Here is a 25,081-nt window from a genome sequence, read left to right as displayed (position 1 = left end):
ATTTCGTCGGCGATTTCAGCTCTCTCGATCGATTCAGTCGTAGCAAAACTACAATCAAATCAGGCAAGAGCCAGTAACGGCAAGCCCTCAAGGGGGCTGCGCCGGTTTTCCAACAGGCTCGCAGCCCGCCGAAAAGGATAGACCATGAGCTTGCCTGCGCTCGTCTCTTTGCCTGCCGTCCTTCATCCAGTTGCCCAGCGTGCCGAGCAGTCGCTTGCCCAGGCGTTCGCCCGCCTGTCCGCTGAAGCCGCTGCCGAATTCGCGGCCTGGCCGGCGCTGCGCAAGGAAAATTTGCAGCGGGTGACTGCTGCCAGTGACTTCGTGACGCAGCAGGGCGAGCGTGACCCGCAGATGCTCCGCGACCTGGCGGGCAGCGGCGAGCTGGAGCGGCGCCTGGATGCAGGCGAGTTGCGTGGGCAGCTTGCCGAACAGCTGCGCGAGTGCGCGGATGAGAACGCCCTGGCGCGTAGCCTGCGACGCTTTCGCAATCGCCAGCAACTGCGCATCATCTGGCGCGATGTCAGCCGCCAGGCGGATCTGGTGGAGACCTGCCGCGATCTTTCCGACCTGGCCGACGCCTGCATTGATCTGGCCTACCAGTGGCTTTACCCCCGGCATTGCGAGCAGTTCGGCACGCCGGTCGGGCGTCGCAGTGGCGAGCCGCAGCACATGGTGATCCTTGGCATGGGCAAGCTCGGCGCCCATGAGTTGAACCTGTCTTCGGACATCGACCTGATCTTCGGCTACCCGGAGGGCGGCGAAACCCAGGGCGTCAAGCGCCCGCTGGATAACCAGGAGTTCTTCATTCGCCTGGGCCAGAAGCTGATCAAGGCGCTGGACGCCATTACCGTCGACGGTTTCGTGTTTCGCACCGATATGCGCCTGCGCCCCTATGGCTCGTCCGGCGCGCTGGTGTTCAGCTTCAACGCGCTGGAGCAGTACTACCAGGACCAGGGGCGCGACTGGGAGCGCTACGCGATGATCAAGGCGCGGGTGGTCGGCGGTGATCAGCAGGCCGGCGCGCAGCTGCTGGAGATGCTGCGACCCTTCGTCTACCGCCGTTACCTGGATTTTTCCGCCATCGACGCGCTGCGCACCATGAAACAGCTGATCCAGCAGGAAGTGCGCCGCAAGGGCATGGCCGAGAACATCAAGCTCGGCTCCGGCGGTATCCGTGAGGTGGAGTTCATTGCCCAGGCCTTCCAGCTGATCCACGGCGGACGCGACCTCAGCCTGCAGCAGCGCTCCTTGCTCAAGGTGCTGCAAACGCTCAAGGATCAGGGCTACCTGCCGGGCCAGGCGGTCGACGAGCTGCTCGCCGGTTACGCCTTCCTGCGTTACACCGAGCACGCCTTGCAGGCCATCGACGACCGGCAGACGCAGATGCTCCCGGACAATGACCAGGATCGGGCGCGGGTGGCCTTCATGCTCGGCTTCGATGGCTGGGATGCCTTCCATGAACGGCTGATGCACTGGCGCGGCCGGGTCGACTGGCATTTTCGCCAGGTCATCGCCGACCCCGACGAGGATCAGCAGGGCGACGAGGAGCCCATGGTCGGTGCGGACTGGCTGCCGCTGTGGAACGACGATCAGGATGAAGAGGCGGCCTGTCGGCAGCTGGCCGAAGCCGGATTCGAGGCGCCCCAGGCTGCCTGGCAACGGCTGGTGGGGCTGCGCAACGGCAATCAGGTGCGCGCCATGCAGCGTATCGGCCGCGAGCGCCTGGATGCCTTTATCCCACGCCTGCTGGCCGCCACCACCGAACAGGAAAAGCCGGACCTGGTGCTGGAGCGGGTGCTGCCGCTGATCGAGGCGGTCGCTCGGCGCTCGGCCTACCTGGTGCTACTCACCGAAAACCCCGGCGCCTTGTTGCGCCTGCTGACCCTGTGCGCCGCCAGCCCGTGGATTGCCGAGCAGATCAGCCGTTTCCCACTGCTGCTCGACGAGTTGCTCAACGAAGGGCGTCTGTTCAGCCCGCCCCTTGCCCCGGAGCTGGCCGCCGAGTTGCAGGAGCGCCTGACGCGCATTCCCGAGGACGATCTTGAGCAGCAGATGGAGGCGCTGCGCCACTTCAAGCTGGCCCATGGTCTGCGCGTGGCGGCCTCGGAGATCGCCGGCAGCCTGCCGCTGATGAAGGTCAGCGACTACCTGACCTGGCTGGCCGAAGCCATTCTCGACCAGGTACTGGCCCTGGCCTGGCGGCAGATGGTCAACCGCCATGGCACGCCGTTGCGCGCCGATGGCAGCCCCTGTGCACCGGATTTCATCATCGTCGGCTACGGCAAGGTGGGCGGCATCGAGCTGGGGCACGGCTCGGACCTGGACCTGGTGTTTATCCACGATGGCGACCCCCAGGCCGAGACCGACGGCGCCAAGCCCATCGATGGCGCGCAGTTCTTTACCCGCCTGGGGCAGCGGATCATTCACCTGCTGACCGCGCAGACCAACTCCGGCCAGCTCTACGACGTCGACATGCGCCTGCGTCCCTCCGGTGCGGCGGGACTGCTGGTCAGCTCCCTGGGCGCCTTCCGCCGCTATCAGGAGGGCGAGGCCTGGACCTGGGAGCACCAGGCGCTGGTGCGTGCACGGGTGCTGGTTGGCTGTCAGCGGGTGGCCGCCGCGTTCGCCGAGGTACGTACCGCGGTGCTGGCCCGCGAGCGCGACCAGGCCAAGCTGCAAGCCGAGGTCAGCGAGATGCGCGCCAAAATGCGCTACAACCTGGGCAGCCGTGCCACCGCGGCCGGCACGGCCGAGAATGCCTTCGAGGCGGCCTCGCCCTTCGACCTCAAGCAGGACGCCGGAGGTATCGTCGATATCGAATTTATGGTGCAATACGCGGCTCTGGCGTGGTCGAAGCAGCATCCGGCGCTGCTCGAATTCACCGACAACATCCGCATTCTGGAAGGCCTGGATCGGCTCGGTCTGCTCCGCGATGGCGAGGCGACCCTGCTGCAGGACGCCTACAAGGCCTACCGCTCGGCAGCCCACCGGCAGGCCTTGCAGAAGCAGCCCGGGGTCGTGGGCGGCGACCAGTTCCACGAGCACCGGCGCAATGTGATGCGCATCTGGCGTGAACTGGGGCTGAGTTGATGGCTGCCCGCCCGCCATCGGACTTCTCTAGCGAAACTGAGCGTATGAATATTCTGATCATCGGCCCTTCGTGGGTAGGCGACATGGTGATGGCGCAGACACTGTTCCAGTGTCTGAAAAAGCGCCATCCCGACTGCGCCATCGACGTGCTGGCCCCGGACTGGAGCCGGCCGATCCTCGAGCGCATGCCCGAAGTGCGTCAGGCGCTGAGCTTTCCCCTGGGCCATGGCGTGCTGGAGCTGGCCACGCGCCGGCGCATCGGCAAGTCCCTGGCCGGCCGTTACGATCAGGCGATCCTGCTGCCCAATTCCATGAAGTCGGCGCTGGTGCCGTTCTTCGCCGGGATCCCGCTGCGCACCGGCTGGAAGGGCGAGATGCGTTACGGTCTGCTCAATGACGTGCGCAAGCTGGACAAGGACCGCTACCCGCTGATGATCGAGCGCTTCATGGCCCTGGCCTATCCGGCCGGTGCCGAGCTGCCGCAGCCCTATCCGCGCCCCTCCCTGCAGATCGACCCGGCCACTCGTGATGCGGCCCTGGCGCATTTCGGCCTGACCCTGGACCGCCCAGTTCTGGCCCTGTGCCCGGGTGCCGAGTTCGGCGAGGCCAAACGCTGGCCCAGCGAGCATTACGCCAAGGTCGCCGAGGCGAAGATTCGCGAGGGTTGGCAGGTCTGGCTGTTCGGCTCGAAAAAGGATCACCCGGTGGGCGAGGACATCCGTTCGCGGTTGATTCCCGGCCTGCGCGAGGAGGCCGTCAACCTGTCCGGCGAGACCAGCCTGGCCCAGGCCATCGACCTGCTGTCGTGCGCCGCCTCGGTGGTGTCCAACGACTCCGGGCTGATGCACGTCGCGGCGGCGCTCAATCGCCCGCTGGTGGCGGTTTATGGCTCGACCTCGCCGCAATTCACGCCGCCGCTGGCCGAGCAGGTGGAAATCATCCGCCTGGGCATCGAGTGCAGCCCGTGCTTCGAGCGCACCTGCCGCTTCGGCCATTACAACTGCCTGGTACAGCTCCAGCCGCGGGTTGCCATGGACGCGCTGCAGCGCCTGGCCGTCGAGCCGGTCGAGGTCATGCCCTGAATGCGCGTGCTGGTGATCAAGACCTCATCGCTGGGCGACGTCATTCATACCCTGCCGGCCCTGACCGACGCGGCCCGGGCGATTCCCGGCATCCGCTTCGACTGGGTGGTGGAAGAGGGCTTCGCCGAGATTCCCGCCTGGCACCCGGCGGTGTCCCAGGTCATTGCGGTAGCCATCCGCCGCTGGCGCAAGCACCCGCTGAAAACCCTGCGCAGTGGCGAATGGTCGCGTTTCAAGCAGCGCCTGCGCGAAAGCCACTACGACCTGGTGATCGACGCCCAGGGGTTGTTCAAGAGCGCCTGGCTGACCCGTTACGTCAAGGCGCCGGTGGCCGGGCTCGACAGCAAATCCGCCCGCGAGCCGATCGCCGCGCGCTTCTATGATCGCCCGTACAGCGTGCCGCCCGCCCAGCATGCGCTGGAGCGCACCCGCCAGCTGTTCGGCCAGGCGCTGGGCTACAGTGTGCCCGCCGGTCTGGGCGACTACGGGCTGAACCGCGCCCAGCTTGCAGATCCGGCCGCGAGCCCTTATCTGGTGTTTCTGCACGGCACCACCTGGGCCAGCAAGCATTGGCCCGAAGCCTACTGGCGCGAGCTGGCCGAACAGGTCGCCGGGCAGGGCTGGTCGATTCGCCTGCCCTGGGGCAACGAGACGGAAAAGGCCCGTGCCGAGCGTATCGCCGCCGGTATCGAGGGGGCCGCGGTGTTGCCGAAGCTCAACCTGGCGGGTGTGGCCAAGGTGCTCGCCGGTGCCCGGGCCTGCGTCGCGGTGGACACCGGCCTGGGCCATCTGGCCGCGGCACTGGATGTGCCGACCCTGTCGCTGTACGGCCCGACGCTGCCCGGGCGGGTCGGTGCCTATGGCCGATCTCAGGTGCACCTGTGCGCCAGTGGCCCGGATGCCGGCAAGGGTGACCGCGACAAGCCCTGTTTCGATGACCTGAAACCACAGCGGGTGTTTACCGAACTGCATGCCCTGTTGCTGGACCTGGGGCTGGATTGATGCAACCGAGCGGAGGGCCGATGCGCCTGGCTTTTATCCTCTACAAGTATTTCCCCTATGGCGGCTTGCAGCGCGACTTCATGCGTATCGCCCTGGAGTGCCAGCAGCGCGGCCACAGCATCCGCGTCTACACGCCGATCTGGGAAGGCGAGGTGCCAGAGGGCTTCGAGGTGGTGGTGGTGCCGGTCAAGGCGCTGTTCAATCACCACCGCAACGAAAAGCTCACCGCCTGGGTGCAGGCCGACCTGCGCGAGCGCCCGGTCGACCGGGTGATCGGCTTCAACAAGATGCCGGGGCTGGACGTGTACTACGCCGCCGACGGCTGCTTCGAAGACAAGGCGCAGACCCTGCGCAACCCCCTGTACCGTCGCTGGGGCCGCTACAAGCATTTCGCCGAGTACGAGCGGGCGGTGTTCGCGCCCGAGTCGAACACCGAGATCCTGATGATCTCCGAGGTGCAGCAGCCGCTGTTCGTCAAGCATTACGGCACGCCGGCCGAGCGCTTTCACCTGCTGCCGCCGGGTATCGCCCTGGATCGCCGTGCGCCGGCCAATGCCGCCGATATCCGCGCCGAGTTCCGCCGCGAGTTCGCCCTGGCCGACAACGACCTGCTGCTGGTGCAGATCGGCTCGGGCTTCAAGACCAAGGGGCTGGACCGCAGCCTCAAGGCCCTGGCCGCACTGCCGGGTGAGCTGAAGTCGCGCACCCGGCTGATGGTCATCGGCCAGGACGACCCCAAGCCGTTCCTGCTGCAGGTCAAGGCGCTCGGCCTGAGCGATCAGGTGACGATTCTCAAGGGGCGCAGCGACATTCCGCGCTTCCTGCTCGGCGCCGACCTGCTGATCCACCCGGCCTACAACGAAAATACCGGCACCGTGCTGCTCGAGGCGCTGGTCGCCGGCTTGCCGGTGCTGGTCACCGATGTCTGTGGCTATGCCCATTACATCGAAGATGCCGACGCCGGCCGTGTGGTGCCCAGCCCCTTCGAGCAGTCTGCGCTCAATCGCATGCTGGCCGAGATGCTGGCCGACGACGCCCGGCGTGAGGCCTGGCAGCGCAATGGCCTGGCCTATGCCGAGACGGCCGACCTGTACAGCATGCCGCAGCGGGCTGCTGACGTGATTCTGGCGACGCGCCCGTGAGCACGCCGGCTACCCTGATAATCCGCGACCCCGCAGGGGCGTCGCATTCGTCGTGCGATGATCGTCATCACGCCACGGGTTTTGCAGTATTCGTTGCGCGTGTGCGGCGTCTACGGGAGGCTTATGCGCCTTATTCTTGCTGAACCATTCAAGTCCCTATGGGCCGGCAAGGATGCCTTCGAACAAGTCGAGGGCCTGCAGGGGCAGGTCTACCGCGAGCTCGAGGCGCGGCGCACGCTGCGCACCGAGGTAGCCGGCAAGGGCTACTTCGTGAAGATTCATCGCGGGGTCGGCTGGGGAGAAATCCTCAAGAACCTGATCACGGCTCGCCTGCCGGTGCTTGGCGCGGGCCAGGAATGGCAGGCCATCCAGCGCCTGCACGAAGTCGGAGTGTCGACCATGACCGCCGTGGCCTATGGCGAGCGTGGCGGCAATCCGGCGCAGCAGCATTCGTTCATCGTCACCGAAGAGCTGGCGCCCACCATTGACCTCGAGCAACTGACGATGGGCTGGAGCGACCAGCCGCCAGCGCCAACCCTTAAGTGGGCGCTGATTCGTCGGGTCGCGCAGATGACCGGGCGCATGCACGCCGCCGGGGTCAACCATCGTGATTGCTACATCTGTCATTTCCTGCTGCATACCGACAAACCTTTCAATGCCGATGATTTCCGCCTGTCGGTGATCGACCTGCATCGGGCCCAGCTGCGTGCCCAGGTGCCGCGGCGCTGGCGTAACAAGGATCTGGCCGGGCTGTATTTCTCGGCGCTCAATATCGGTCTTGGCCAGCGCGATCTGCTGCGCTTTCTAAAGGTCTATTTCTGCGTCGTCGACAAGCGCTCGCTGCGCCGGATCCTGCGCGATGAAGCCTCGTTGCTGCGTTGGCTGCAAGGCAAGGCCGACCGGCTGCGTTCACGTTACAAACGCAAGTACGAAACGGAGGGCGACGCATGAGTCGGTGGCGTGTCACTGCCTTGGCCACGCCTGAGGCGGCCCGGGCATTCGCATCGCTGGATGCGGTCTTTGCTCTGCAGGGCGAGGCCATAACTCACGACCCGTTGTCGGATGTTATTCGCGTGGAGTTCGGCGGGCTGCGCTATTACGTCAAGCGTTACCACGGCGCGGGCAAGGGGGCTCGGCGTTTCGTCGGTCGGCCGCGAGTCAAGGCCGAGTGGCAGAACCTCAAGCATTTCGCGACCTGGGGCATTCCCACTGCGCCTATCGCCGCCTACGGTCTGGAGCGCAGGGGGGCGGCCTTTCACCGGGGCGCGCTGATTACCCAGGAGCTGGTCGACACCACCGACATGTGGCGCCTCGCCGCCTCGGGCGATGAACGTCTGCGTGATCGAGCCTGGGTCGAGGATGTCAGCTGTCAGCTGGCTCGCGCCACGCGCATCCTGCACGATCATCATTTCGCCCACAACGACCTGAAGTGGCGCAATCTGCTGGTCGACGAGCACCGCCGTCTGTACTTCATCGACTGCCCGACCGGCGCCTTCTGGCGCGGGCCGTTTCTACGGCGGCGCATCGTCAAGGACCTCGCCTGTCTGGACAAGGTGGCCAAATACCACCTGTCGCGTACCCAGCGCTTGCGTTTCTACCTGCAGTACCGGGGCCGCGAGCGACTGAACGACAGTGACAAGCAGCGTATCGGCCAGATCGTCCGCTTTTTCGAGGGAAGAGAATGAAGGACTTCATCGCCAGTGGTGATCGGGCGCTGCTCGAACGTCATGGCCTGGCCAGCTTCGAGGCGCTCTGGTCGCTCGAACTGCATGCGGTCGACGAGCCCAACAAGGCGCCGCGCGGCGGTTGGAGCACGGTCTATCGGCTCGATCTGGAAGGCCAGGGCTATTACCTCAAGCGTCAGAGCAATTACCTGACCCATAGCCTGGAGCGCCCCTGGGGCGAGCCCACCCTGGCGCGGGAGTTCCGCAACATCTGCCGCTATCAGCGCCTGGGTATCCCGGCGATGAGCGCGGCGTTCTACGCCGAGCGGCGTATCGCCGGCGAGCGTCGTGCCGTTCTGTTGACCCATGCGCTGGACGCTTGGCGGGATCTCGACAGCTGGTTGCCCGAGTGGCGCCAGCTTGCTGCCGAGCAGCGCCAGGCGATCGTCAGTGCCTGCGGTCTGCTGGCTCGACGCGTCCATGAAAAGGGGCAGTTGCACGGCTGTTTCTACCCCAAACATATCTTCCTCCAGCCACGGGAGGAGGGTTTTGTCGCGCAACTGATCGATCTGGAAAAGACCCGGCCGTTGTTTCTCGGCGAGCGTGACAGGGTCAAGGATCTCGAGCCGTTGCTGCGCCGCACCAACCCCTGGAATGAAGCGGACCACCTGGGCTTCCTGACTGCCTATCTGGGCAGCGGGCAGCAGGTGGAACACTGGTCGCAGCGTCTTGCGGCGCGCTTGAAGGACAAGGCCCAACGCCCATGAAACTGGCTCTCCTGAATGAGGCGGGGCGCAGCCCTGCGCTGCCGCTACCGATCGACTTGCCCGGTGGTGTGTCACTGCAATTGCACAGCCTGCTGCGTGTGCTGCCCAGGCAGCGTTATGTCGGTCGTGCGCAGTGGCAGGGGCGCAATGTCCTCGCCAAGATACTGGTCGGCAGCAAGGCCGAGCGGCATTTCGCGCGGGAGCTGCAGGGGGCCCAGCTACTGGCGCAGCAGGGCCTGTGCACGCCATTGCTGCTCGAGCATGGCGTTGCGGGGGGCGAGGGCGGCTGGCTGCTGTTCGAATTCCTGGAAGGCGCGCGCAGCCTGGCCGATGACTGGCAGGCCGTCGCCGGCCAAGCCTGGCTGAGCGATGCCCAGCAGCAGGTACTCGGCGAGGCGCTTGGCGTTATCGGCCAACTGCACAGTCGTGGGCTGTGGCAGGAAGACCTGCACCTGGACAACCTGCTGCGCCACGACGGTCGACTGCACCTGATCGATGGCGGTGGCATTCGTGCAGAAACGCCAGGTCAGCCGCTGTCGCGCGATAAGGTGCTGGGCAATCTGGGGCTGTTCTTCGCGCAGTTTCCCGGGGCCATCGACAGCTTTGTCGAGGAGCTGCTGGTGCATTACCTGCTGGTCAATGGTGAGCACGCGTTGCCGCTGGAGGCACTGCTCAAGGCCGTGGCCAGGGCGCGAGCAACGCGCATGCAGGCGTTCATGGCCAAGATCGAGCGCGAGTGCACGGCGTTTCGCGTCTGGCGCAGCCCGTCGCGCCTGCAGGTGGTGAGGCGCGAAGAGGACGCGGCGCTGGCGCCTATCCTGGCCGATCCCGACGCAGCGATTGCCAGCGGCGAGCCGCTCAAGCTCGGTGGCTCCTCCACCGTGGCGCGCATCCAGCAGTCTGGCCGACAGCTGGTCATCAAGCGCTACAACATCAAGGGCTTCGCACATTGGCTGCGACGCTTCTGGCGGCCTAGTCGCGCCTGGCACAGCTGGTGCGAGGGCAATCGCCTGGATTTTCTCGGTATCGCCACGCCCCAGCCCCTGGCCGTGCTCGAACGCCGCACCCTGTGGTTGCGCCGCCAGGCCTATCTGATTACCGAACACACGCCGGGTATGGATATAATCGCCCGTTTCGCGCCCTGCGGCGCAGACGGACTGCCGCCCGAAGCGGATTTGCAGGCGCTGGAGGCCTTGTTTGCAGCCCTGCTGCGTGAGCGCATCAGCCACGGCGACTGCAAGGGGACCAATATCCTCTGGCAGGACGGGCGCTGGGCGCTGATCGATCTGGATGCCATGCAGTACCATGGCCAGGCCGCCAGCTTCAAAGCCGCCTATGGGCGTGATCGTGCACGCCTGCTGCGCAACTGGCCGGCCGACAGCGCCCTGTATCGTGAGCTCGATCGGCGCTTGCCAACACTTAGTTGAGCTTCCCAAGGGGGGGCTCATGGACATCAAACAGTAACGGTTGTCGAGTCAGGCAGCCGCGTTAAGAGGCTTTATCCGTGGCATTGACGATTCTTGGCCTGTCCGGCGCCCTCAGTCATGACCCCTCCGCGGCGTTGTACATCGACGGCAAGTTGATTGCCGCGGCGGAAGAAGAGCGCTTCGTGCGTGACAAGCACGCGAAGAATCGCATGCCCTACGAGTCGGCCAAGTTCTGCCTGGAGCAGGCCGGCATCAAACCATCGGATGTCGATGTGGTGGCGATTCCCTTCGCGCCCATCAGCCTGTTCGGCAAGGCCCGCTGGCACTACGCCAAGCGCTACTGGTATGCGCCGGATCGCGCCCTTGATGCGATCCTCATGGGTAACCGTCGTTACAAGCGCTATCGCAAGAAGATCGTCTGGTGCCTGGAGCAACTCGGCTTCGACGCCAAGAAGGTCAGGATCGAGCCGGTCGAGCATCACCTGGCCCATGCTGCCAGTGCCTATCACTGCTCGGGCTTCACCGAGAAGACCGCCATCCTCGGGATCGACGGCAAGGGCGAGTACGCCACCACCTTCTTCGGTTACGGCGAGAACGGGCGCATCCACAAGATCAAGGAATTCTACGACCCGGACTCCCTGGGCGGCCTGTATGGTGCGGTGACCGAGTTTCTTGGCTTCGAGATGCTCGACGGCGAGTTCAAGGTCATGGGCATGGCGCCCTATGGCGATGCCAGCAAATACGATTTCTCCCGCCTGGCCAAGTTCGAGAACGGCGAGCTGGTGATCAATACCGACTACGCCAACGTCATCGGCTTGCGCCGGCACAAGGAAAAGGGCAAGGGCTTCTACTTCTCGCCCAAGCTGATCGAGTGGCTGGGGCCCAAGCGTGAAGGCGATATCGCCGACGATCCCTACATCCACTACGCCGCCAGCATGCAGGCGCTGTTCGAGAAGCTGGCGCTGGAGATGATGGACTACTACCTGGGCGACATCATCCGCGAAACCGGCAAGATCGCCTTTGCCGGCGGTTGCGCGCTGAACGTCAAACTAAACCAGAAGATCATCGCCCGCCCGGAGGTCAAGGAGCTGTTCGTGCAGCCGGCGTCCGGGGATGCCGGTACCTCGGTTGGCGCTGCTGCCTACGTGTCCCACAAGCGCGGCGTGCCGGTGGAGAAGATGGAGCACGTCTACCTCGGCCCGGCCTACAGCAACGAAGACGTGATCGCCGCCTGCGCCCGCCACCCGAATGCGCCGAAATGGCAGAAGATCGACGACATGCCGCAGCGCATCGCGCAGATCATGGTCGACGGCAACCCGGTGGCCTGGTTCCAGGGCCGCATGGAGTTCGGCCCGCGCGCCCTCGGCGGCCGTTCGATCATCGGTTGCCCGAGCATTCCCGGCGTGGCCGACCGTATCAACGAGCAGATCAAGTTCCGCGAGCGCTGGAGACCCTTCTGCCCGTCAATGCTCGACACCGTAGCCGAGCAGATGCTCAAGGTCGACCACCCGAGCCCGTTCATGACCTTCACCTTCGAAGTCAACGACGAGTGGAAGGAGCGGGTCAGCGAAGTCGTTCACGAAGACGGTACTTCCCGCGCCCAGGTGCTCAAGCGCGAATACAACCCGCGTTGGTATGACCTGATGCTGGAACTGGAAAAACTCACCGGCAACGGCGTGTCGCTGAATACCTCGCTGAACCGCCGTGGCGAACCGATGATCTGCTCGCCGACCGACGCCCTGAACATGTTCTTCGGCTCGGATCTGCAGTACCTGATCATGGAAGATATTCTGGTGATCAAGGACGGGGTAATGCCCAATGAGCAGCCCTGAACAACCCTGGGTTCTGCAAATCTGCCATGGTTATGACGGGCCTTTCCTCGATTGCGCCCATCAGTATGCGGCGTTGTTCAGGGGGACCCGTTACAAGGTATTAACCGTGTATCTGACGGGCGTGCGCAATGCTGACGTCGAAGCCGGGTCGGCTTCGGATGAGGTGGTATTTCTCGAGTACAGCTCGCGTGACATGCGAGGTCTCAAGCTCCGCGCGATTCGAGACATTGCACGGCTGGTGCGTACGAGGGGGTTCACGCTGTGCATTGCCCATCGCTTCAAGCCGACTTACATCGCTTGCCTTGCTACTCGCCTACCCGTTATCGGCGTAAGCCATGCGTTCGGTGTCTACCGCCGGCGTTTTCGCCAGTGGTTGGCCAACGTCTTCAGTAAACGCCTGATGCTGCTTGGCGTGTCCAATGCGGTACGCGACGATCTGCGCGCGAGTTTGCCGACTTGGCCAGAAAACCGAATTGAGACCTTATATAACCGCATTGACCTTGAGACCTTGCAGGCGCAGCAGGTCACGCGTGAGGCCGCCAGGACGCATCTTGGCCTTCCCAGCGATGCTTGGATCGTCGGTAACGTAGGGCGCCTACATCCGGACAAAGATCAGGAGACACTGATTCGCGGTTTTGCCAAGGCACTGCCGACGATGCCCGTAGGCAGTCTGCTGGTTATAGTCGGGCGTGGGCGTCTTGAGGCTAAGCTACGATCGCTCGTTGAGGCGCTGGGGGTTGAGCAGTCCGTATGTTTTCTGGGGCAGATTTCCAATGCAAAGTACTATTTCAAGGCGTTTGATGTCTTTGTCCTGACATCGGATCATGAGCCTTTTGGCATGGTATTGCTGGAAGCGATGGCGGCTAACCTACCGCTTATCTGTAGTGACTGTGGCGGGGCTCGTGAAGTAGTTCAGGAGGCTGGCCGGCTCTTTCCCTTTGGCGACCACTGCCGCTTGGCGTCTATATTGAGTGAGCTACCAAACTCACCAATCCCGACTGAAAAGTCTTATCGCCCTTGTCTGGAGCGATTCGGTTATAAGGCAGCGCAAGAAGTGTTCAAGGAAAAGCTCCACGCTTTTAATAAAAAGATATGAAAACTGAGTCGGGGAGTGAGTGCCAGGCTTCTTTTGTAAAGAAGCGTGTTGGCAGTTACGTTTTTTTCTTTGATCCTCGCCACCCCGGGGCGCAGCAACATGCTGAAAGCTTCCTGCACCCTGAAAATGAAACCAGCAGGGCTGTTGAGCGAGCTGTTCATATTTATCAAGAACAAGGCGTGGTGCTTAAATACAGCAAGCCCACACGTTGGAAAGTCAGGCTGCGAAATGGATTAAGACTAAAGGGGTCGGGGAAGCATTGCTTAGCAGATGAGTTTCATAATCTTGCTCGTTTAGACAGAAATAGCTTGAGCCCGCAAGCTTACGGGTACGTTCGTAGATGGTGTTTTGGCTTTCTCTACGAAGAGTTGCTTGTGCTCGAGTATATACCTAAGAGCCGTACCGTAGACGATGTCGTGTTGTCTAAAGAGCAGGGAGTTGAAAGCATTCTTTCTTGTGTCTTTGCTGGGTTTTCAGAAATGCTCGCTGAGGGCTTTGTTCACTTGGATCCCCATCCTGGTAACATATTGCTCACTGCTCAAGGTGATGTCAGGTTTGTGGATTTCGAGGGGTGCTGTTTCGATGATATCGATGAAGCCTTTTCTTTAGCCTTCTGTATGGGTAGGTTCTATCGCTTTTGGTTTTTCAAATTTATGGGTGAGGCTGTCTATGATGACATGGTGGCCTCGTTTGTTTCCAATGTGCGCTTTTCTCTGACTGAGCGGCAGCGCTTTTGGCCGGTTTATTCGGCGTTCAAGAAGGAAGATACCTCAAGGAAGCAATGCCGTCAGTATTTTACAAGTCGGCGGGCGCGTGAGAAATTTATAGCGAGTAGCGTGCTTAGTTATCCTAATAATTAGATTTATCAAGGAGGGCGTGTGAGCGAGGGATTTGCAGTTGATGGTGTTTTTTGTATTAGCTTGTCCGATCGCCATGACCGGCGAGATATCTTGCGGGCCTCGCTTTTTCAACACTTTCCAGACGCTGAGTTTTTAATTGTCCAGCGTGATCAGGGGGATCCTCAGCGAGGCTGCTTTAACTCGCATCAGCAGTGCGCGCGTATGCTTGTCGAGCGTGACTGGCAGCGTGCGCTGATTCTTGAGGATGATGTCATGTTCTATGAAATAGAACCTGCGCATGTTAGAAATATTAATCGCTATCTTACCCACTACGATCCACCCATTTTCTATCTCGGCCTGATTCTCGGCCGGCTCTGGCCAACGTGGTCACGAGGCGTTGTAGGTTGTCGCGCATTAGGAACACATGCCTATATCCTAAATAGAAATGCAGCGTCGTTTGTGATGGCTCAGCCTTATAGGGGGCAAGGAATCGATACGATGCTGAAACGATGCCTCCCAGGTCGTGCTGCCTACCCTATGCTATGCCAGCAACAGCCCGATGGGCTCGGTAAAAGTGACATAGATGGTGAGCGAGATGGTAGCGTCGCAAAATGCGATGAGTTCTGGCGGCGAAATAAAAAAAGGCAGCGTATCGAGTGGCGCAAGAATTTATGGAGGCTGCTGATACCGGCGGTGTGGAAGTAAGCGACTGCATGCGCAAAGCGCTGTAGGTTTACAAGTCTGTAATCTTTACTGCAAATACAGATATGAGTTCTTTCAAATGCAAGCTCGACGGGGCTTGAAAGGTGTCTTAGTTGAAAAAGTTGGCGGTTGTGTATTTTGGCTTGCCGCGAAATAGCTCGGTCTGCTACCCCTCTGTCGAGAAAAATTTCTATGCCCAAGTTCCTGATGGTTTCTGCGTAGAGTCCTTTTATCATTTTTATCAGCAGGCGTTTGTCGATAACCCTCGTTCCGGAGAGCGAGGGGCGCTAGCTAGCGAAAACTATCAGGTATTTTCAGGAATGAAGGGGCAACTTGAAACGCCAGGCGAATGCCTCGTTTCGTGGCCAGTAGCGGAGATAAAGCGCTATGGAGATGCGTGGAAAGATGAGTATAAATCCTTCTCTAACTTAATCCACCAGCTAAACTCTCTTCACCGGGTGACACAGCAAGTACGCCAATACGATCCGGATGTTGTCGTCTTTCTCCGGCCTGACCTTGTTTACATGGATCCTTTTCCTCAGGCAGCTATCCATGCTGTCGCAGCCAAACCATGCGCTATCTATGTGCCGAACTGGCAGTGGTGGAATGGACTGAACGATCGTTTTTCTTTGTGTGGTAGGAGCGTTTATCTAGCGTATGGTATGCGTTTAGAGCAAGCCCTTGATTATTGCGGTACCTCTGGGCGCCCTTTACATGCGGAAAGGCTGCTTCGTTATGTAATGGCGCAGGCAGGAGCAAAATTGCATACTCTGGATGTGCGGGCCGCTCGGGTTCGTATAAATGGCGAGATTGTAGACGAAGAGTTTTCCTCCAAGCGATCAATGGGGCGGCGAGAGAATCGCTACGCTCATGCAATGGCCTCTTTTAGGAGCGCATTGGATAGATTTTATTTCGGTAGTCGAAAATGATGCTTGGGCTCAAAGTGCTTTTCTTGGTTCAGGCTGAGCAGCGAGCTATTCTGGATCGGCTGTACGATGGAATTCAGGCTCATTGCGACTGTGACCTGCGTTGGCTCAGCGATAAGCAGCAAGCTGATCTGAAAGGATACTTCTTAAAGGAAGTAGATCTTCATGCATATGATTGCATACTTCTCTTTCTTCGCTTTAAAAAGGAAATCCGCCAGGTTGGGTTTATACAAACTATACCCAATCTGGCAATTCTTGAGCATGACGCCTACCAAAACTATATTACAGGTAAATATAGGGGGCGGTTTTCTAAGCATTACCGAACTTTGCCAAGTGCGCGTGTAATCACTTCAGGGTTCTGTGTCGCTAATCAGTTGCGTGAAGAAGGTGTTGATGCAGTATTCGTGCCCAAAGGGTACGATCAAGCGTTGCTGAGAGACCTTGCGCAAAGCCGAGATATTGAACTTGGGTTTGTTGGCAGCATCAAAAGCGGTGTTTACAGCGCTCGTCGAGAATTTCTCGAGGAGCTGGCGTTGGTGGAACCCCTTTATGTAGCTAGGACCAACTCGGGCGTCGACTATCTCCACATGTTGAACCGGATCCGGTTTTTTGTCAGTGCGGATATAGGCATGGGTGAGTACATGATTAAAAACTTCGAGGCTATGGCCTGTGGTTGTGTTCTTTTTACCTATGACCAAGGCGAAGATGAGAATCGGGCGCTTGGCTTCGTGGATATGGACAATGTGGTGCTGTACCGCTCGTTGAAGGATTTTCGCACCAAGCTCCAAACTTTGCGGCGTGACTCAAGCTTGGCTGATCGTATTGCTGCTAAAGGGCGGCAGTTGGTCGAGGAAAAATATCAATTTTCCCATCTTGGAAAAGCTGTTGTAGATGCTCTGCAAATGCCATTTAGGCAGCTGCAACCAAGCAACGTATGGCAGCGGGCAAGAAGGTATTTGGGTATATGAAAGATCCCACTATTTGTTTCGTCATTCCCTATTTCGGACGGTGGCCATTCTGGTTTGAGTTTTTTCTAGAAAGCTGTCGTCGCAACGCGACTATCAATTGGTTGATTTTTACTGATTGTGAAGTACCTGATAGTGGGCCGCAAAACGTACGGTTTGTACCTATCGCCTATGCGGATTACTGCGCCTTGGTCTCTTCCAAGCTATTCATAACATTTCGACCGGATAACGCTTATAAGTTATGCGATATAAAGCCCGCTTTGGGCGCTGTTCATGAAGCGGAGCTCAGTAAGTACGATTTTTGGGCATTTGGGGATATTGACGTTGTTTATGGCGATCTTCGTGCGTACTTTACTGCACGGCGGTTGAGTCGCAAGGATCTATTCGCCACTCATGCACGGCGGATTTCCGGACATCTTTGCCTGTTGCGTAACACGCCGCTCATGCGTAATGCCTTTCGGTGCATTCCGAATTGGCAAGCGCGCTACGAAGATCAGCGCCACCATGCTCTGGATGAAGGAGCATTTAGCCGCCTTTTTATTCGGCATAAAAATTGGCCAGAGCCACTACGGCGCTTTGCAGCTCGTTTCAATCCTTGGGCTCGATGCAGTGAGTTTATTGAAACGCATAGCACTTATACCCTTCATGATGACGGACGTCGAGTTGTCCCAGATGCCTGGTTTTACAGAGACGGCTGTCTGACCAATAGCGAGTTAGGTGCTCAGGCGCTACCCTATTTGCATTTTATGGTTTGGAAAAACGAAGCTTGGAAAGGTGTTCCGCCTCAAGCTCTGCTGGGCGGCGCCGGGTTACCTGCAGCGGGGACTTGGCGTGTTGATAAAGATGGCTGGCATGCGATGGTGGAGTAGAGTCTGAATGACCTCTGTAGATCAACCGCTCATATCGGTAGTTTTGCCTTGCTACAATTATGCAGCCTACGTGGGCGACGCTTTGATCAGCGTGCTAGAGCAAGATTATGGGAATTTCGAATTAATTGTTATTGACGATGGCTCTCGTGATAACAGTGTCGAGATCATCACGAAGGTTCTCCACGCATATCGTCAATCGAGCAAGGTAAAACGAGTTGAATTCATAAGGCAGGAGAATCAAGGCGTCAGTGCCGCTTTAAATGCTGGATTAGCATTAGCTCGCGGGGTTTTCGTAGCAACCTTCGATGCTGATGATGTTATGCCCGCCGGCCGGTTGTCACTACAAGCCACCTATCTTCAAGGGCATCCAGAGGTAGGGTGTCTAGGGGGAGTAGCGGTACGGATCGACGAACAGGGAACAGTATTGCCTAAGAAAGATAAGAAGCGATTGGTGCGCCGCTATGATTTCCAAGAGGCATTAGCCGCTGCGCTGGTCATCGGCGGTAACATCGCAATCTACCGCCATGACGCCATGAAAGCTGTGGGGGGCTACGATCCTACGATTAAGGTCCAAGACTTCCAGATGACGCTCAAGATTGCCCATGCTGGGTTCTATGTGGATGTGCTGCCCGAGGTGGTAACGCTCTATCGTAAACATCCAGACAGTTTGTCAAAGCAGTATAAATCAGAGTACAGCTATGGCATGAGGGTGATCGAGGCCTACCGTGATCATCCAGCTTACCCATCCGCTAAGGCACGGCTGATTACCAAGGCGTTGCGCACAGCGGTCACCGACGACAAAACATATGCTTGGGATCTATTGCGTCAGGTTCCGCTTAGGCTATGGGATCGGCAGCTGCTTAAGCGAGTAAGACATTTGATTTTCAAAAAGCGTAATACTTCTATCAATGAAGGTGGCTAAAGGTGCGGCGCAAACGTTAGTTGTGCAGAGCAACATAGCTTTATGATGTGGTTATTGATCGTGGCGACTTGATGATTGTAAATTGCTTTAAGTCAGGCGGGTAGTCGAGTGTAAGTTGTAACTGCCTGGATTATTTTCAATACGAAATTAGCGAGAGGGCTATTCTTGAATACTGAGTTTTTAGGTGCGAATAAAATAGCGAGCCTGTCATTTTTTATGAAATTGATCATGCTAGGATTCGTTGCTTACGGATTGATTTTGTATTTTCCTGTATCGTCCAAGTCCATAAATAATATTTTCTATCTTGTTGTCGCTGTGCCTGGGTTTATCTGGGCCATTCGCGATAGAGCGCGCTTGTACAGGGCTATACGCCAATATCTTTGGTTTCTACTACCGCTTTTCATGCTGGTGTTAGCAGTCAGCCATGAACTGAAAGATATAAAAGTCTTTTTGTATTTGGTCCTTTTTTGGTTGTTCTTGTTGATGCTTGAGGAGCGCCATGTTCTGGGGGTCAGACTGCCAATATTGGGTGTGTCGGGTGCTAATGTCGTCTTGCTCTTTACTGCAATCTTCAGTTGGGCTGCGACGGGGTTGTCCACGGGCATTTGGGGGCGCAGTAATTTGTTGCTAGGGTATGCAGTCAACCCTGTTTATACCGCTACGCTGATGATGATGAGTATGGTGTTTTTATGGGTTTTTTTCTTGGATGAACATTTGCAAGCGCGAGGGAAATGGATTCATGTGAGCGGTTTTGTGGCGCTGCTATTGCTAGGGATGGTGTGTGCAACGGTTTTTCAGGCGCGCTCTGCACTTGTCGGATTTGCACTATTTGTTTTTTTATATGTTGTCTTTAAGCGCGCCTATGTACTGGTCTTCGGAGCTGTGCTGGCGGGTATCGGCCTGTTACTTGTTGACGGCTTCAGGGAGGCGGTTCTTGCGCGAGGCCTGAGCTACCGACCACAAATATGGGAAGACGCGATGGTTAGGGTCGTCGATGTCTGTGGTCTTTGGCTGGGCTGTGGGGATGATGGCTATGAGTTTCTAGGGCAGTGGGCGCACGCGCACAGCGCTTACGTCAGTATATTTTATGAGGCCGGCCTAGTCGGTGCTGCATTGTTCTTGCTGTTTTTAGGCATAATTTTCTTCCTTGCTATGAAAGTACGCAGTAAATGGCTGTTAGTAGCAATGGTAGGTTGGGGGTCGTTGATCACTACGACAGGTGGAGTCTTCTCCACCCCTCATCAAGCGTTCTGGATGTATTTTTGGTTTCCGACACTCATGGCTGCTATTGAGGTGCAACAAAGCCGTGCTGCTGGAACAGCTTGAGAGGGTGCCCATCAAGTTGAGAACGCAGGAGCGTGAGGTTCCAGTCGCGCGCGAGGCGATGAAAGCGCTCATACAGATCTGACACGCGGTTATCAAAAGCCGTTGCGTTGCTTAGATGACCATCTTGTGTACTCAGCATCTGAAGAAATTCAATTAGCCCGTCACCAGCCTTGCTAGTTGTGGCATGCGGCAGCATGGCTGTCCTCCATTTGGCTTTACCTATTCCATAGTGTGCCAGTTTCGATTTGAGCAGCCTATTCTTGTGAAACAGCGTACTCTTGTCTTGGTTATAAAACATTGGGTCATAAAATGCCGGTGCCCGGTTTGGCGCAACTGTCATATCGAACATACCCAGCCAATCCTGCCACTTGCTACCCAGAAATTGCTGGCCGTACTCAAACGATATCCATGGAGTGCGCATAATATCCGCAAGGATCGCGCCATGCATGGCTTCTGCAATCACTAGGCGTGCGTTGGCAAGTGTGCTGAAGAACGCGACTGGCGATATCGTGGGCGGTAGGTATTTCAAGCCTGCATGTGAACAGATCGTTTCCCAGTCGATGTAGTTCAATGAGGCATGATGTGGGATGACCACAATATCCTTCGGAGTCTCTGGCTTGATCGCAGACCAATCCAGAGTAGCCATTGTGTAAGCTGCATCTGTAGCGGCCAAGCGATGGTCTAGTCCCATTGCCTGGCACGTTTTCAGTCCTCTCACGCCATAAAAGTGCCAGCGTTCATCTGGCTCTGGCGGTGTTCCATAGCCAGCGCCTGTGCCAAAAACCACGATGTGGCGGCTGGTATTCAATTGAGCAGAGAAGTTTCTGTCCAAGAGAGTGCCTATTGCCATCAAGGAAATATCGTCCTCTTGGGGCTTGAAGAGATGAGGCCATATATATCTATTTAGCTCATCACCTATATTGTTAATCCCTTCAAAGAAAACACTTTTCATCAATGGCTCCGCTGCTTTGCAAGCCCCGAATGATCAAGGAGTGTACGGTGGGGCGTCGCAGGCAGTATACCGGCATTGCCACCAGGCTATCTCAAAATAGGTGCGACTAACTGACTGTATAGTGGCAACCGTTCGACAAGCGCACTCCCGTTCTTGCAAAACTCTAAGCGTGACCGGGCTAGCGCTCAGGTTGGCGCAGCTGCAGGCCGGTTGCCGCGGCGCCGGGGGGATCGATATGTTAGTATTCGCCGCTCTCAATCTCGATGATGGGTACTACGTAATGCCTGACGCCTTGAACCGTCCCCAGGCTTTTTCTAGTTTCAAGCTGTATATGCGTTTGTTGGGGTATATGCGGCGCTATTGGTTCATGTTCGGCATCAGCATGATTGGCTACATCATCTTCGCCTCGACCCAGCCGATGTTGGCCGGGCTGCTCAAATATTTCGTCGATGGATTGGCCAGTCCTGAAGCCGCTTTGGTCGACCTGCCCTTGCTGGGCAGTATGCAGCTGCTCTATGGCGTGCCCCTGGCGCTGTTACTAATCACTGTCTGGCAAGGTCTCGGCTCGTTCCTGGGAGGCTACTACCTGGCTAGGGTCTCGCTCGGACTGGTACAGGATTTACGCATCGCGCTCTTCAACAACCTGCTGACCTTGCCCAATCGGTACTTCGATAGCCACTCCTCCGGTTACCTTATTTCAAGGATCACCTATAACGTCGGCTCGGTGACCGGTGCTGCCACGGATGCCTTGAAGGTAATGGTGCGAGAGGGCCTTACGGTGGTTTTCCTGTTTGGTTACCTGTTGTGGATGAACTGGAAGCTAACCATGGTGATGGTGGCGATTTTGCCATTGATAGCCCTGATGGTTAAAAGCGCCAGCAAGAAATTTCGCAGTCAGAGCCGCAAGATCCAGGGCGCCATGGGCGAGCTGACCCATGTGTCTTCGGAAACTATTCAGAACTACCGCGTGGTACGCAGCTTCGGTGGCGAGCGCTATGAGCGTGAGCGTTTCCACGACGCGAGCGAGGACAGTACACGCAAGCAGTTGCGTATGACTCGAACCAGTGCGATCTATACCCCTTCGCTGCAGTTCGTCAATTACGCCGCCATGGCTTTTCTGATGTTCTTGGTGCTATTCCTACGTGGTGATGCCAGCGTCGGCGATTTGGTGGCCTATATTACTGCCGCGGGTTTGCTGCCCAAACCAATTCGCCAGCTTTCCGAGGTCAGCTCGACCATCCAGAAAGGCCTGGCAGGTGCCGAGAGCATTTTCGAGCAACTCGATGAAACGCCTGAGCCGGATACTGGTACGGTCGAGAAAGACAATGTGCGTGGGGCACTGGATATTCGCGGCCTGAGTTTTGTTTACCCAGGCACTGATAGAGTGGTGCTGGACGATATCAGCTTTAGCGTCGAGCCTGGCCAGATGGTAGCCCTGGTGGGGCGCTCCGGCAGTGGTAAATCAACCCTTGCCAATCTGATTCCACGTTTCTATCAACATGACCAGGGACAGATTCTGCTCGATGGCTCGCCCATCGAGGATTATCGCATCGAGAACCTACGCAAACATATTGCTCTGGTAACTCAGCAGGTGTCGCTGTTCAACGATACCGTGTTGAACAATATTGCCTATGGCGATTTGCGCCATGTGCCACGTGAGCAGGTCGAGCAGGCTGCCCGTTCAGCTTATGCCAGCGAGTTCATCGAGCGTTTGCCACAGGGCTTCGATACGGTGGTTGGCGAAAACGGCGTGATGCTATCCGGGGGGCAACGCCAGCGCCTGGCAATTGCCCGCGCATTGCTTAAGAGTGCGCCGCTGCTGATTCTGGATGAGGCTACCTCGGCGTTGGATACCGAGTCGGAACGTTATATCCAGAGCGCTTTGGATAAGGTCATGGAGGGTCGTACCACGGTGGTCATTGCTCACCGGCTTTCCACTATTGAAAAGGCCGACCTGATTCTGGTCATGGATCAAGGCCGCATTGTCGAGCGTGGTACCCATGAGACGCTACTGGCAGCCAATGGCTACTATGCACGACTGCATGCAATGGGCTTGGATGAGCAGTGTGAAGCTGTTGAGGGTGTACAGGGCGTCCAGAAAGGCGCATCCGATCCTAGAGCGAGCTGAACGGCTGAGAGTGCCGGCTTTTTTGATGGCTAGGGCGGGGCGGCCACCTATTACGTGATCTGCTCGAAGAGTCTGGAAAGGTGTTTGCGAAAGTGATCACTCACCTTGTCGGGCAGATTCGCGACATAGCCCTCTATGAACTCATTCCTGTAAGGCCGTAACTTGTCCACATCTCGCTCGTAACGGAATAGGTGCTGAAAATTACGTGAGCGCTTCAGGCGGCCGAGCGGAGTGCTACTACAGACCATGTCAGAAATATCAATTAAGCCCAACTGGCCCTCTTCGCCTTGGACCACATTTCCAAGATGCAGTGAGCGGAAATACACACCTTTGTTATGCAGTTCTGCGATCAAGATCCCCAGATTATGGGCAAGCTTGGAGTGCGTCTCGCATGGCAAGGCTAGCAACTGACGCAACGTGTTGCCAGGTAGAGGCCAGTAATGAACGGCAGTGCGTTCGATGTTCGGGATGCGATAGATGTCAATGATTTCCGGGCAGGCGATATGCCGCCGTTTCAGATCCCTAGTATTGCTTGCAAAGCGTCTGGCATGCGATACCAGCGTAGCCGACGATAGCAGCCTCTTCCGACGAAACAATTTGAGAAAACTACCGTCAGCCAGTTTAAGCACCTTCTCCCCGTAGCGATCAGCCTCAATAACCTCGGCGTGCCGGCGGAGGGCGGAAAATTGCTCATTGCTCAATTGTGGCATCAGGGTCTACGTCATATTGATATGGGACAACTAGCGAAGTTTAACCGATGTTCCTGCTACGTATAGAGCATGATCGGCTCGCCAGTCAGCGAGTCGGGCTTAAGGTATTGCTGTGCTAAAATCCTGTTTATTTTTTAGCGCTTAGCAATTCCGGAGTTTCTGCATGAAGTTATCCATGCCCCGTTTCGATCAGGCACCCGTTTTGGTGGTGGGTGATGTCATGCTCGATCGGTATTGGCACGGCGCTACCTCGCGTATATCGCCCGAGGCTCCGGTGCCAGTGGTCAAGGTCGAGCAGATCGAGGATCGCCCCGGCGGTGCGGCCAATGTCGCGCTGAATATCGCCGCCCTCGGCGCGCCAGCCGTACTGGTTGGCGTCACGGGTGAAGACGAGGCCGCGCAGAGCCTGCAGCAGAGCCTCGAAGCCATTGGCGTGAAGACCTATTTCCAGCGCATCGAAAATCAGCCGACCATCGTCAAGCTGCGGGTCATGAGCCGCCACCAGCAGCTGCTGCGCATGGATTTCGAAGAGCCGTTCCACACTGACGCCGATGCCTTGGCAAGGCAGGTCGAGCAACTGCTCGATCAGGTCAAGGTGCTGGTGCTGTCCGATTACGGCAAAGGGGCCCTGCAGAACCATCAGGTGCTGATCAAGGCGGCCCGGGCCCGTGGTATTCCGGTGCTGGCCGACCCGAAAGGCAAGGATTTCTCCATCTACCGGGGTGCCAGCCTGATCACCCCGAACCTCAGTGAATTCGAGCTGATCGTTGGTCGTTGCGAGGATGAAGCCGAGCTGGTCAGTCGCGGTGCGCGCTTGATGCGCGAACTTGATCTGGGCGCCTTGCTGGTTACCCGTGGTGAACACGGCATGACGCTGCTGCGACCCGATCACGCTCCCCTGCACCTGCCGGCCCGGGCGCGCGAGGTGTTCGACGTGACCGGTGCAGGAGATACGGTGATCTCCACCCTGGCCGCCTCCATTGCCGCAGGCGAGGATCTGCCCCAGGCGGTGGCGCTGGCCAACCTGGCGGCCGGTATCGTGGTGGGCAAGCTGGGTACGGCAGCCATCAGTACGCCTGAACTGCGCCGCGCCGTGCAGCGTGAAGAGGGCTCGGAGCGTGGTGTGCTGAGCCTGGAACAATTGCTGCTGGCCACCGAGGATGCCCGCGCCCATGGCGAGAAGATCGTCTTCACCAATGGCTGCTTTGACATCCTGCATGCCGGCCACGTGACCTACCTCGAACAGGCGCGCGCGCAAGGCGACCGTTTGATCGTGGCGATCAATGACGACGCTTCGGTGAGCCGCCTCAAAGGCCCGGGCCGGCCGATCAATGCCGTGGATCGCCGTATGGCGGTGCTGGCCGGCCTCGGCGCCGTGGACTGGGTGGTGAGCTTCAGCGAAGACACGCCCGAGCGCCTGCTCAAGCAGGTGCAGCCCGATGTGCTGGTCAAGGGCGGTGACTACGGCATCGACCAGGTGGTCGGCGCCGACATCGTGCTGGCCTATGGCGGTGAGGTGCGGGTGCTGGGGCTGGTCGAGAACAGCTCGACCACGGCCATCGTGGAGAAGATTCGCAGTCGCTGATCGCACCAACAGAACCCCGCCACTTGGCGGGGTTCTGCTTTGTGGCGCACGCTGC

21 protein-coding genes are annotated in these 25,081 nt (G+C 58.3%); 19 read left to right on the top strand and 2 right to left on the bottom strand.

What is annotated here, in order from left to right; genetic code table 11:
- The first annotated feature begins 144 nt into the window (after positions 1–144).
- The 17 genes from glnE (at position 145) to BM154_RS08280 (ending at position 19,651) form a co-directional block, all read left to right on the top strand.
- Positions 145–3,090: a bifunctional [glutamate--ammonia ligase]-adenylyl-L-tyrosine phosphorylase/[glutamate--ammonia-ligase] adenylyltransferase gene (gene glnE / locus BM154_RS08360; protein WP_074882208.1), complete on the top strand. Its 2,946-nt coding sequence runs from the start codon at positions 145–147 to the stop codon at positions 3,088–3,090.
- 44 nt (positions 3,091–3,134) lie between these two features.
- Positions 3,135–4,172: a lipopolysaccharide heptosyltransferase II gene (gene waaF, locus BM154_RS08355; protein WP_074882206.1), complete on the top strand. Its 1,038-nt coding sequence runs from the start codon at positions 3,135–3,137 to the stop codon at positions 4,170–4,172.
- On the top strand, positions 4,173–5,174 hold the full coding sequence (gene waaC, locus BM154_RS08350; protein ID WP_074882203.1) for a lipopolysaccharide heptosyltransferase I: 1,002 nt from the start codon (positions 4,173–4,175) through the stop codon (positions 5,172–5,174). It begins immediately after the preceding gene.
- 20 nt (positions 5,175–5,194) lie between these two features.
- Entirely contained in the window at positions 5,195–6,316 is a 1,122-nt protein-coding gene (locus BM154_RS08345; RefSeq protein WP_074882201.1) for a glycosyltransferase family 4 protein, read from the top strand.
- 123 nt (positions 6,317–6,439) lie between these two features.
- A complete protein-coding gene (rfaP, locus tag BM154_RS08340; RefSeq protein WP_074882198.1) occupies positions 6,440–7,267 on the top strand; it encodes a lipopolysaccharide core heptose(I) kinase RfaP in 828 nt (275 codons plus the stop codon).
- The gene (locus BM154_RS08335; protein WP_074882196.1) at positions 7,264–8,001 is read left to right on the top strand and encodes a lipopolysaccharide kinase InaA family protein; all 738 of its coding nucleotides are present in this window, start codon (positions 7,264–7,266) and stop codon (positions 7,999–8,001) included. The genes rfaP and BM154_RS08335 overlap by 4 nt, the downstream gene beginning before the upstream one ends.
- Positions 7,998–8,747 carry a lipopolysaccharide kinase InaA family protein gene (locus BM154_RS08330; protein WP_074882194.1) on the top strand — a complete coding sequence of 250 codons (750 nt, stop codon included), beginning with the start codon at positions 7,998–8,000 and terminating at the stop codon, positions 8,745–8,747. The genes BM154_RS08335 and BM154_RS08330 overlap by 4 nt, the downstream gene beginning before the upstream one ends.
- A complete protein-coding gene (locus BM154_RS08325) occupies positions 8,744–10,174 on the top strand; it encodes a lipopolysaccharide kinase InaA family protein (RefSeq protein ID WP_074882192.1) in 1,431 nt (476 codons plus the stop codon). The genes BM154_RS08330 and BM154_RS08325 overlap by 4 nt, the downstream gene beginning before the upstream one ends.
- Positions 10,175–10,251: 77 nt before the next feature.
- The gene (locus tag BM154_RS08320; protein WP_074882190.1) at positions 10,252–12,006 is read left to right on the top strand and encodes a carbamoyltransferase family protein; all 1,755 of its coding nucleotides are present in this window, start codon (positions 10,252–10,254) and stop codon (positions 12,004–12,006) included.
- Positions 11,993–13,102 carry a glycosyltransferase gene (locus BM154_RS08315; RefSeq protein WP_074882189.1) on the top strand — a complete coding sequence of 370 codons (1,110 nt, stop codon included), beginning with the start codon at positions 11,993–11,995 and terminating at the stop codon, positions 13,100–13,102. Before BM154_RS08320 ends, BM154_RS08315 begins: the two co-directional genes overlap by 14 nt.
- Positions 13,099–13,962 carry an AarF/UbiB family protein gene (locus BM154_RS23790; RefSeq protein WP_139225403.1) on the top strand — a complete coding sequence of 288 codons (864 nt, stop codon included), beginning with the start codon at positions 13,099–13,101 and terminating at the stop codon, positions 13,960–13,962. The genes BM154_RS08315 and BM154_RS23790 overlap by 4 nt, the downstream gene beginning before the upstream one ends.
- 18 nt (positions 13,963–13,980) lie before the next feature.
- Entirely contained in the window at positions 13,981–14,646 is a 666-nt protein-coding gene (locus tag BM154_RS08305; RefSeq protein ID WP_074882185.1) for a glycosyltransferase family 25 protein, read from the top strand.
- 110 nt (positions 14,647–14,756) lie between these two features.
- The gene (locus BM154_RS08300) at positions 14,757–15,572 is read left to right on the top strand and encodes a hypothetical protein (protein ID WP_074882183.1); all 816 of its coding nucleotides are present in this window, start codon (positions 14,757–14,759) and stop codon (positions 15,570–15,572) included.
- Complete coding sequence (locus BM154_RS08295; protein WP_244157077.1) at positions 15,569–16,537, top strand: glycosyltransferase family protein; 969 nt, start codon at positions 15,569–15,571, stop codon at positions 16,535–16,537. Before BM154_RS08300 ends, BM154_RS08295 begins: the two co-directional genes overlap by 4 nt.
- Positions 16,534–17,403 (top strand): DUF6625 family protein, encoded by an 870-nt coding sequence (locus BM154_RS08290; RefSeq protein WP_074882181.1) that lies wholly within the window; start codon positions 16,534–16,536, stop codon positions 17,401–17,403. Before BM154_RS08295 ends, BM154_RS08290 begins: the two co-directional genes overlap by 4 nt.
- A gap of 7 nt (positions 17,404–17,410) precedes the next feature.
- Entirely contained in the window at positions 17,411–18,325 is a 915-nt protein-coding gene (locus BM154_RS08285) for a glycosyltransferase family 2 protein (RefSeq protein ID WP_074882180.1), read from the top strand.
- Between the two features lie 165 nt (positions 18,326–18,490).
- Positions 18,491–19,651, top strand: coding sequence for a hypothetical protein (locus BM154_RS08280; RefSeq protein WP_139225402.1), 1,161 nt, complete (start codon positions 18,491–18,493; stop codon positions 19,649–19,651).
- On the opposite strand, the gene BM154_RS08275 is transcribed toward BM154_RS08280, so the two are convergent.
- The gene (locus tag BM154_RS08275) at positions 19,611–20,603 is read right to left on the bottom strand and encodes a polysaccharide pyruvyl transferase family protein (protein ID WP_074882176.1); all 993 of its coding nucleotides are present in this window, start codon (positions 20,601–20,603) and stop codon (positions 19,611–19,613) included. The genes BM154_RS08280 and BM154_RS08275 overlap by 41 nt on opposite strands.
- 280 nt (positions 20,604–20,883) lie before the next feature.
- On the opposite strand from BM154_RS08275, the gene msbA reads away from it, so the two are divergent.
- A complete protein-coding gene (gene msbA, locus BM154_RS08270; RefSeq protein ID WP_074882446.1) occupies positions 20,884–22,731 on the top strand; it encodes a lipid A export permease/ATP-binding protein MsbA in 1,848 nt (615 codons plus the stop codon).
- A 50-nt stretch (positions 22,732–22,781) separates the two neighbouring features.
- Here msbA and BM154_RS08265 read toward each other — a convergent pair whose 3' ends face one another.
- Positions 22,782–23,441, bottom strand: a complete 660-nt coding sequence (locus BM154_RS08265) for a BUD32 family EKC/KEOPS complex subunit (RefSeq protein ID WP_074882174.1) — start codon at positions 23,439–23,441, stop codon at positions 22,782–22,784.
- A 163-nt stretch (positions 23,442–23,604) separates the two neighbouring features.
- Between BM154_RS08265 and hldE the strand changes: the two genes are divergently transcribed.
- Positions 23,605–25,026: a bifunctional D-glycero-beta-D-manno-heptose-7-phosphate kinase/D-glycero-beta-D-manno-heptose 1-phosphate adenylyltransferase HldE gene (hldE, locus tag BM154_RS08260; protein ID WP_074882172.1), complete on the top strand. Its 1,422-nt coding sequence runs from the start codon at positions 23,605–23,607 to the stop codon at positions 25,024–25,026.
- The last annotated feature ends 55 nt before the right edge of the window (positions 25,027–25,081 follow it).

The sequence above is a fragment of the Phytopseudomonas argentinensis genome, from assembly GCF_900113905.1.
Lineage (GTDB): Bacteria > Pseudomonadota > Gammaproteobacteria > Pseudomonadales > Pseudomonadaceae > Aquipseudomonas > Aquipseudomonas argentinensis.
This window is presented reverse-complemented; position numbering and strand designations above follow the sequence as displayed.

Bases quoted from the DNA above. Each gene is read 5' to 3' on its own strand.
- BM154_RS08285 (WP_074882180.1), top strand. From the start codon at position 17,411: ATGACCTCTGTAGATCAACCGCTCATATCGGTAGTTTTGCCTTGCTAC.
- hldE (WP_074882172.1), top strand. From the start codon at position 23,605: ATGAAGTTATCCATGCCCCGTTTCGATCAGGCACCCGTTTTGGTGGTG.
- BM154_RS08295 (WP_244157077.1), top strand. From the start codon at position 15,569: ATGATGCTTGGGCTCAAAGTGCTTTTCTTGGTTCAGGCTGAGCAGCGA.
- glnE (WP_074882208.1), top strand. From the start codon at position 145: ATGAGCTTGCCTGCGCTCGTCTCTTTGCCTGCCGTCCTTCATCCAGTT.
- rfaP (WP_074882198.1), top strand. From the start codon at position 6,440: ATGCGCCTTATTCTTGCTGAACCATTCAAGTCCCTATGGGCCGGCAAG.
- BM154_RS08345 (WP_074882201.1), top strand. From the start codon at position 5,195: ATGCGCCTGGCTTTTATCCTCTACAAGTATTTCCCCTATGGCGGCTTG.
- BM154_RS08335 (WP_074882196.1), top strand. From the start codon at position 7,264: ATGAGTCGGTGGCGTGTCACTGCCTTGGCCACGCCTGAGGCGGCCCGG.
- BM154_RS08325 (WP_074882192.1), top strand. From the start codon at position 8,744: ATGAAACTGGCTCTCCTGAATGAGGCGGGGCGCAGCCCTGCGCTGCCG.
- BM154_RS08275 (WP_074882176.1), bottom strand. From the start codon at position 20,603: ATGAAAAGTGTTTTCTTTGAAGGGATTAACAATATAGGTGATGAGCTA.
- BM154_RS08315 (WP_074882189.1), top strand. From the start codon at position 11,993: ATGAGCAGCCCTGAACAACCCTGGGTTCTGCAAATCTGCCATGGTTAT.
- waaC (WP_074882203.1), top strand. From the start codon at position 4,173: ATGCGCGTGCTGGTGATCAAGACCTCATCGCTGGGCGACGTCATTCAT.
- msbA (WP_074882446.1), top strand. From the start codon at position 20,884: ATGCCTGACGCCTTGAACCGTCCCCAGGCTTTTTCTAGTTTCAAGCTG.
- BM154_RS08330 (WP_074882194.1), top strand. From the start codon at position 7,998: ATGAAGGACTTCATCGCCAGTGGTGATCGGGCGCTGCTCGAACGTCAT.
- BM154_RS08265 (WP_074882174.1), bottom strand. From the start codon at position 23,441: ATGCCACAATTGAGCAATGAGCAATTTTCCGCCCTCCGCCGGCACGCC.
- BM154_RS23790 (WP_139225403.1), top strand. From the start codon at position 13,099: ATGAAAACTGAGTCGGGGAGTGAGTGCCAGGCTTCTTTTGTAAAGAAG.
- BM154_RS08290 (WP_074882181.1), top strand. From the start codon at position 16,534: ATGAAAGATCCCACTATTTGTTTCGTCATTCCCTATTTCGGACGGTGG.
- waaF (WP_074882206.1), top strand. From the start codon at position 3,135: ATGAATATTCTGATCATCGGCCCTTCGTGGGTAGGCGACATGGTGATG.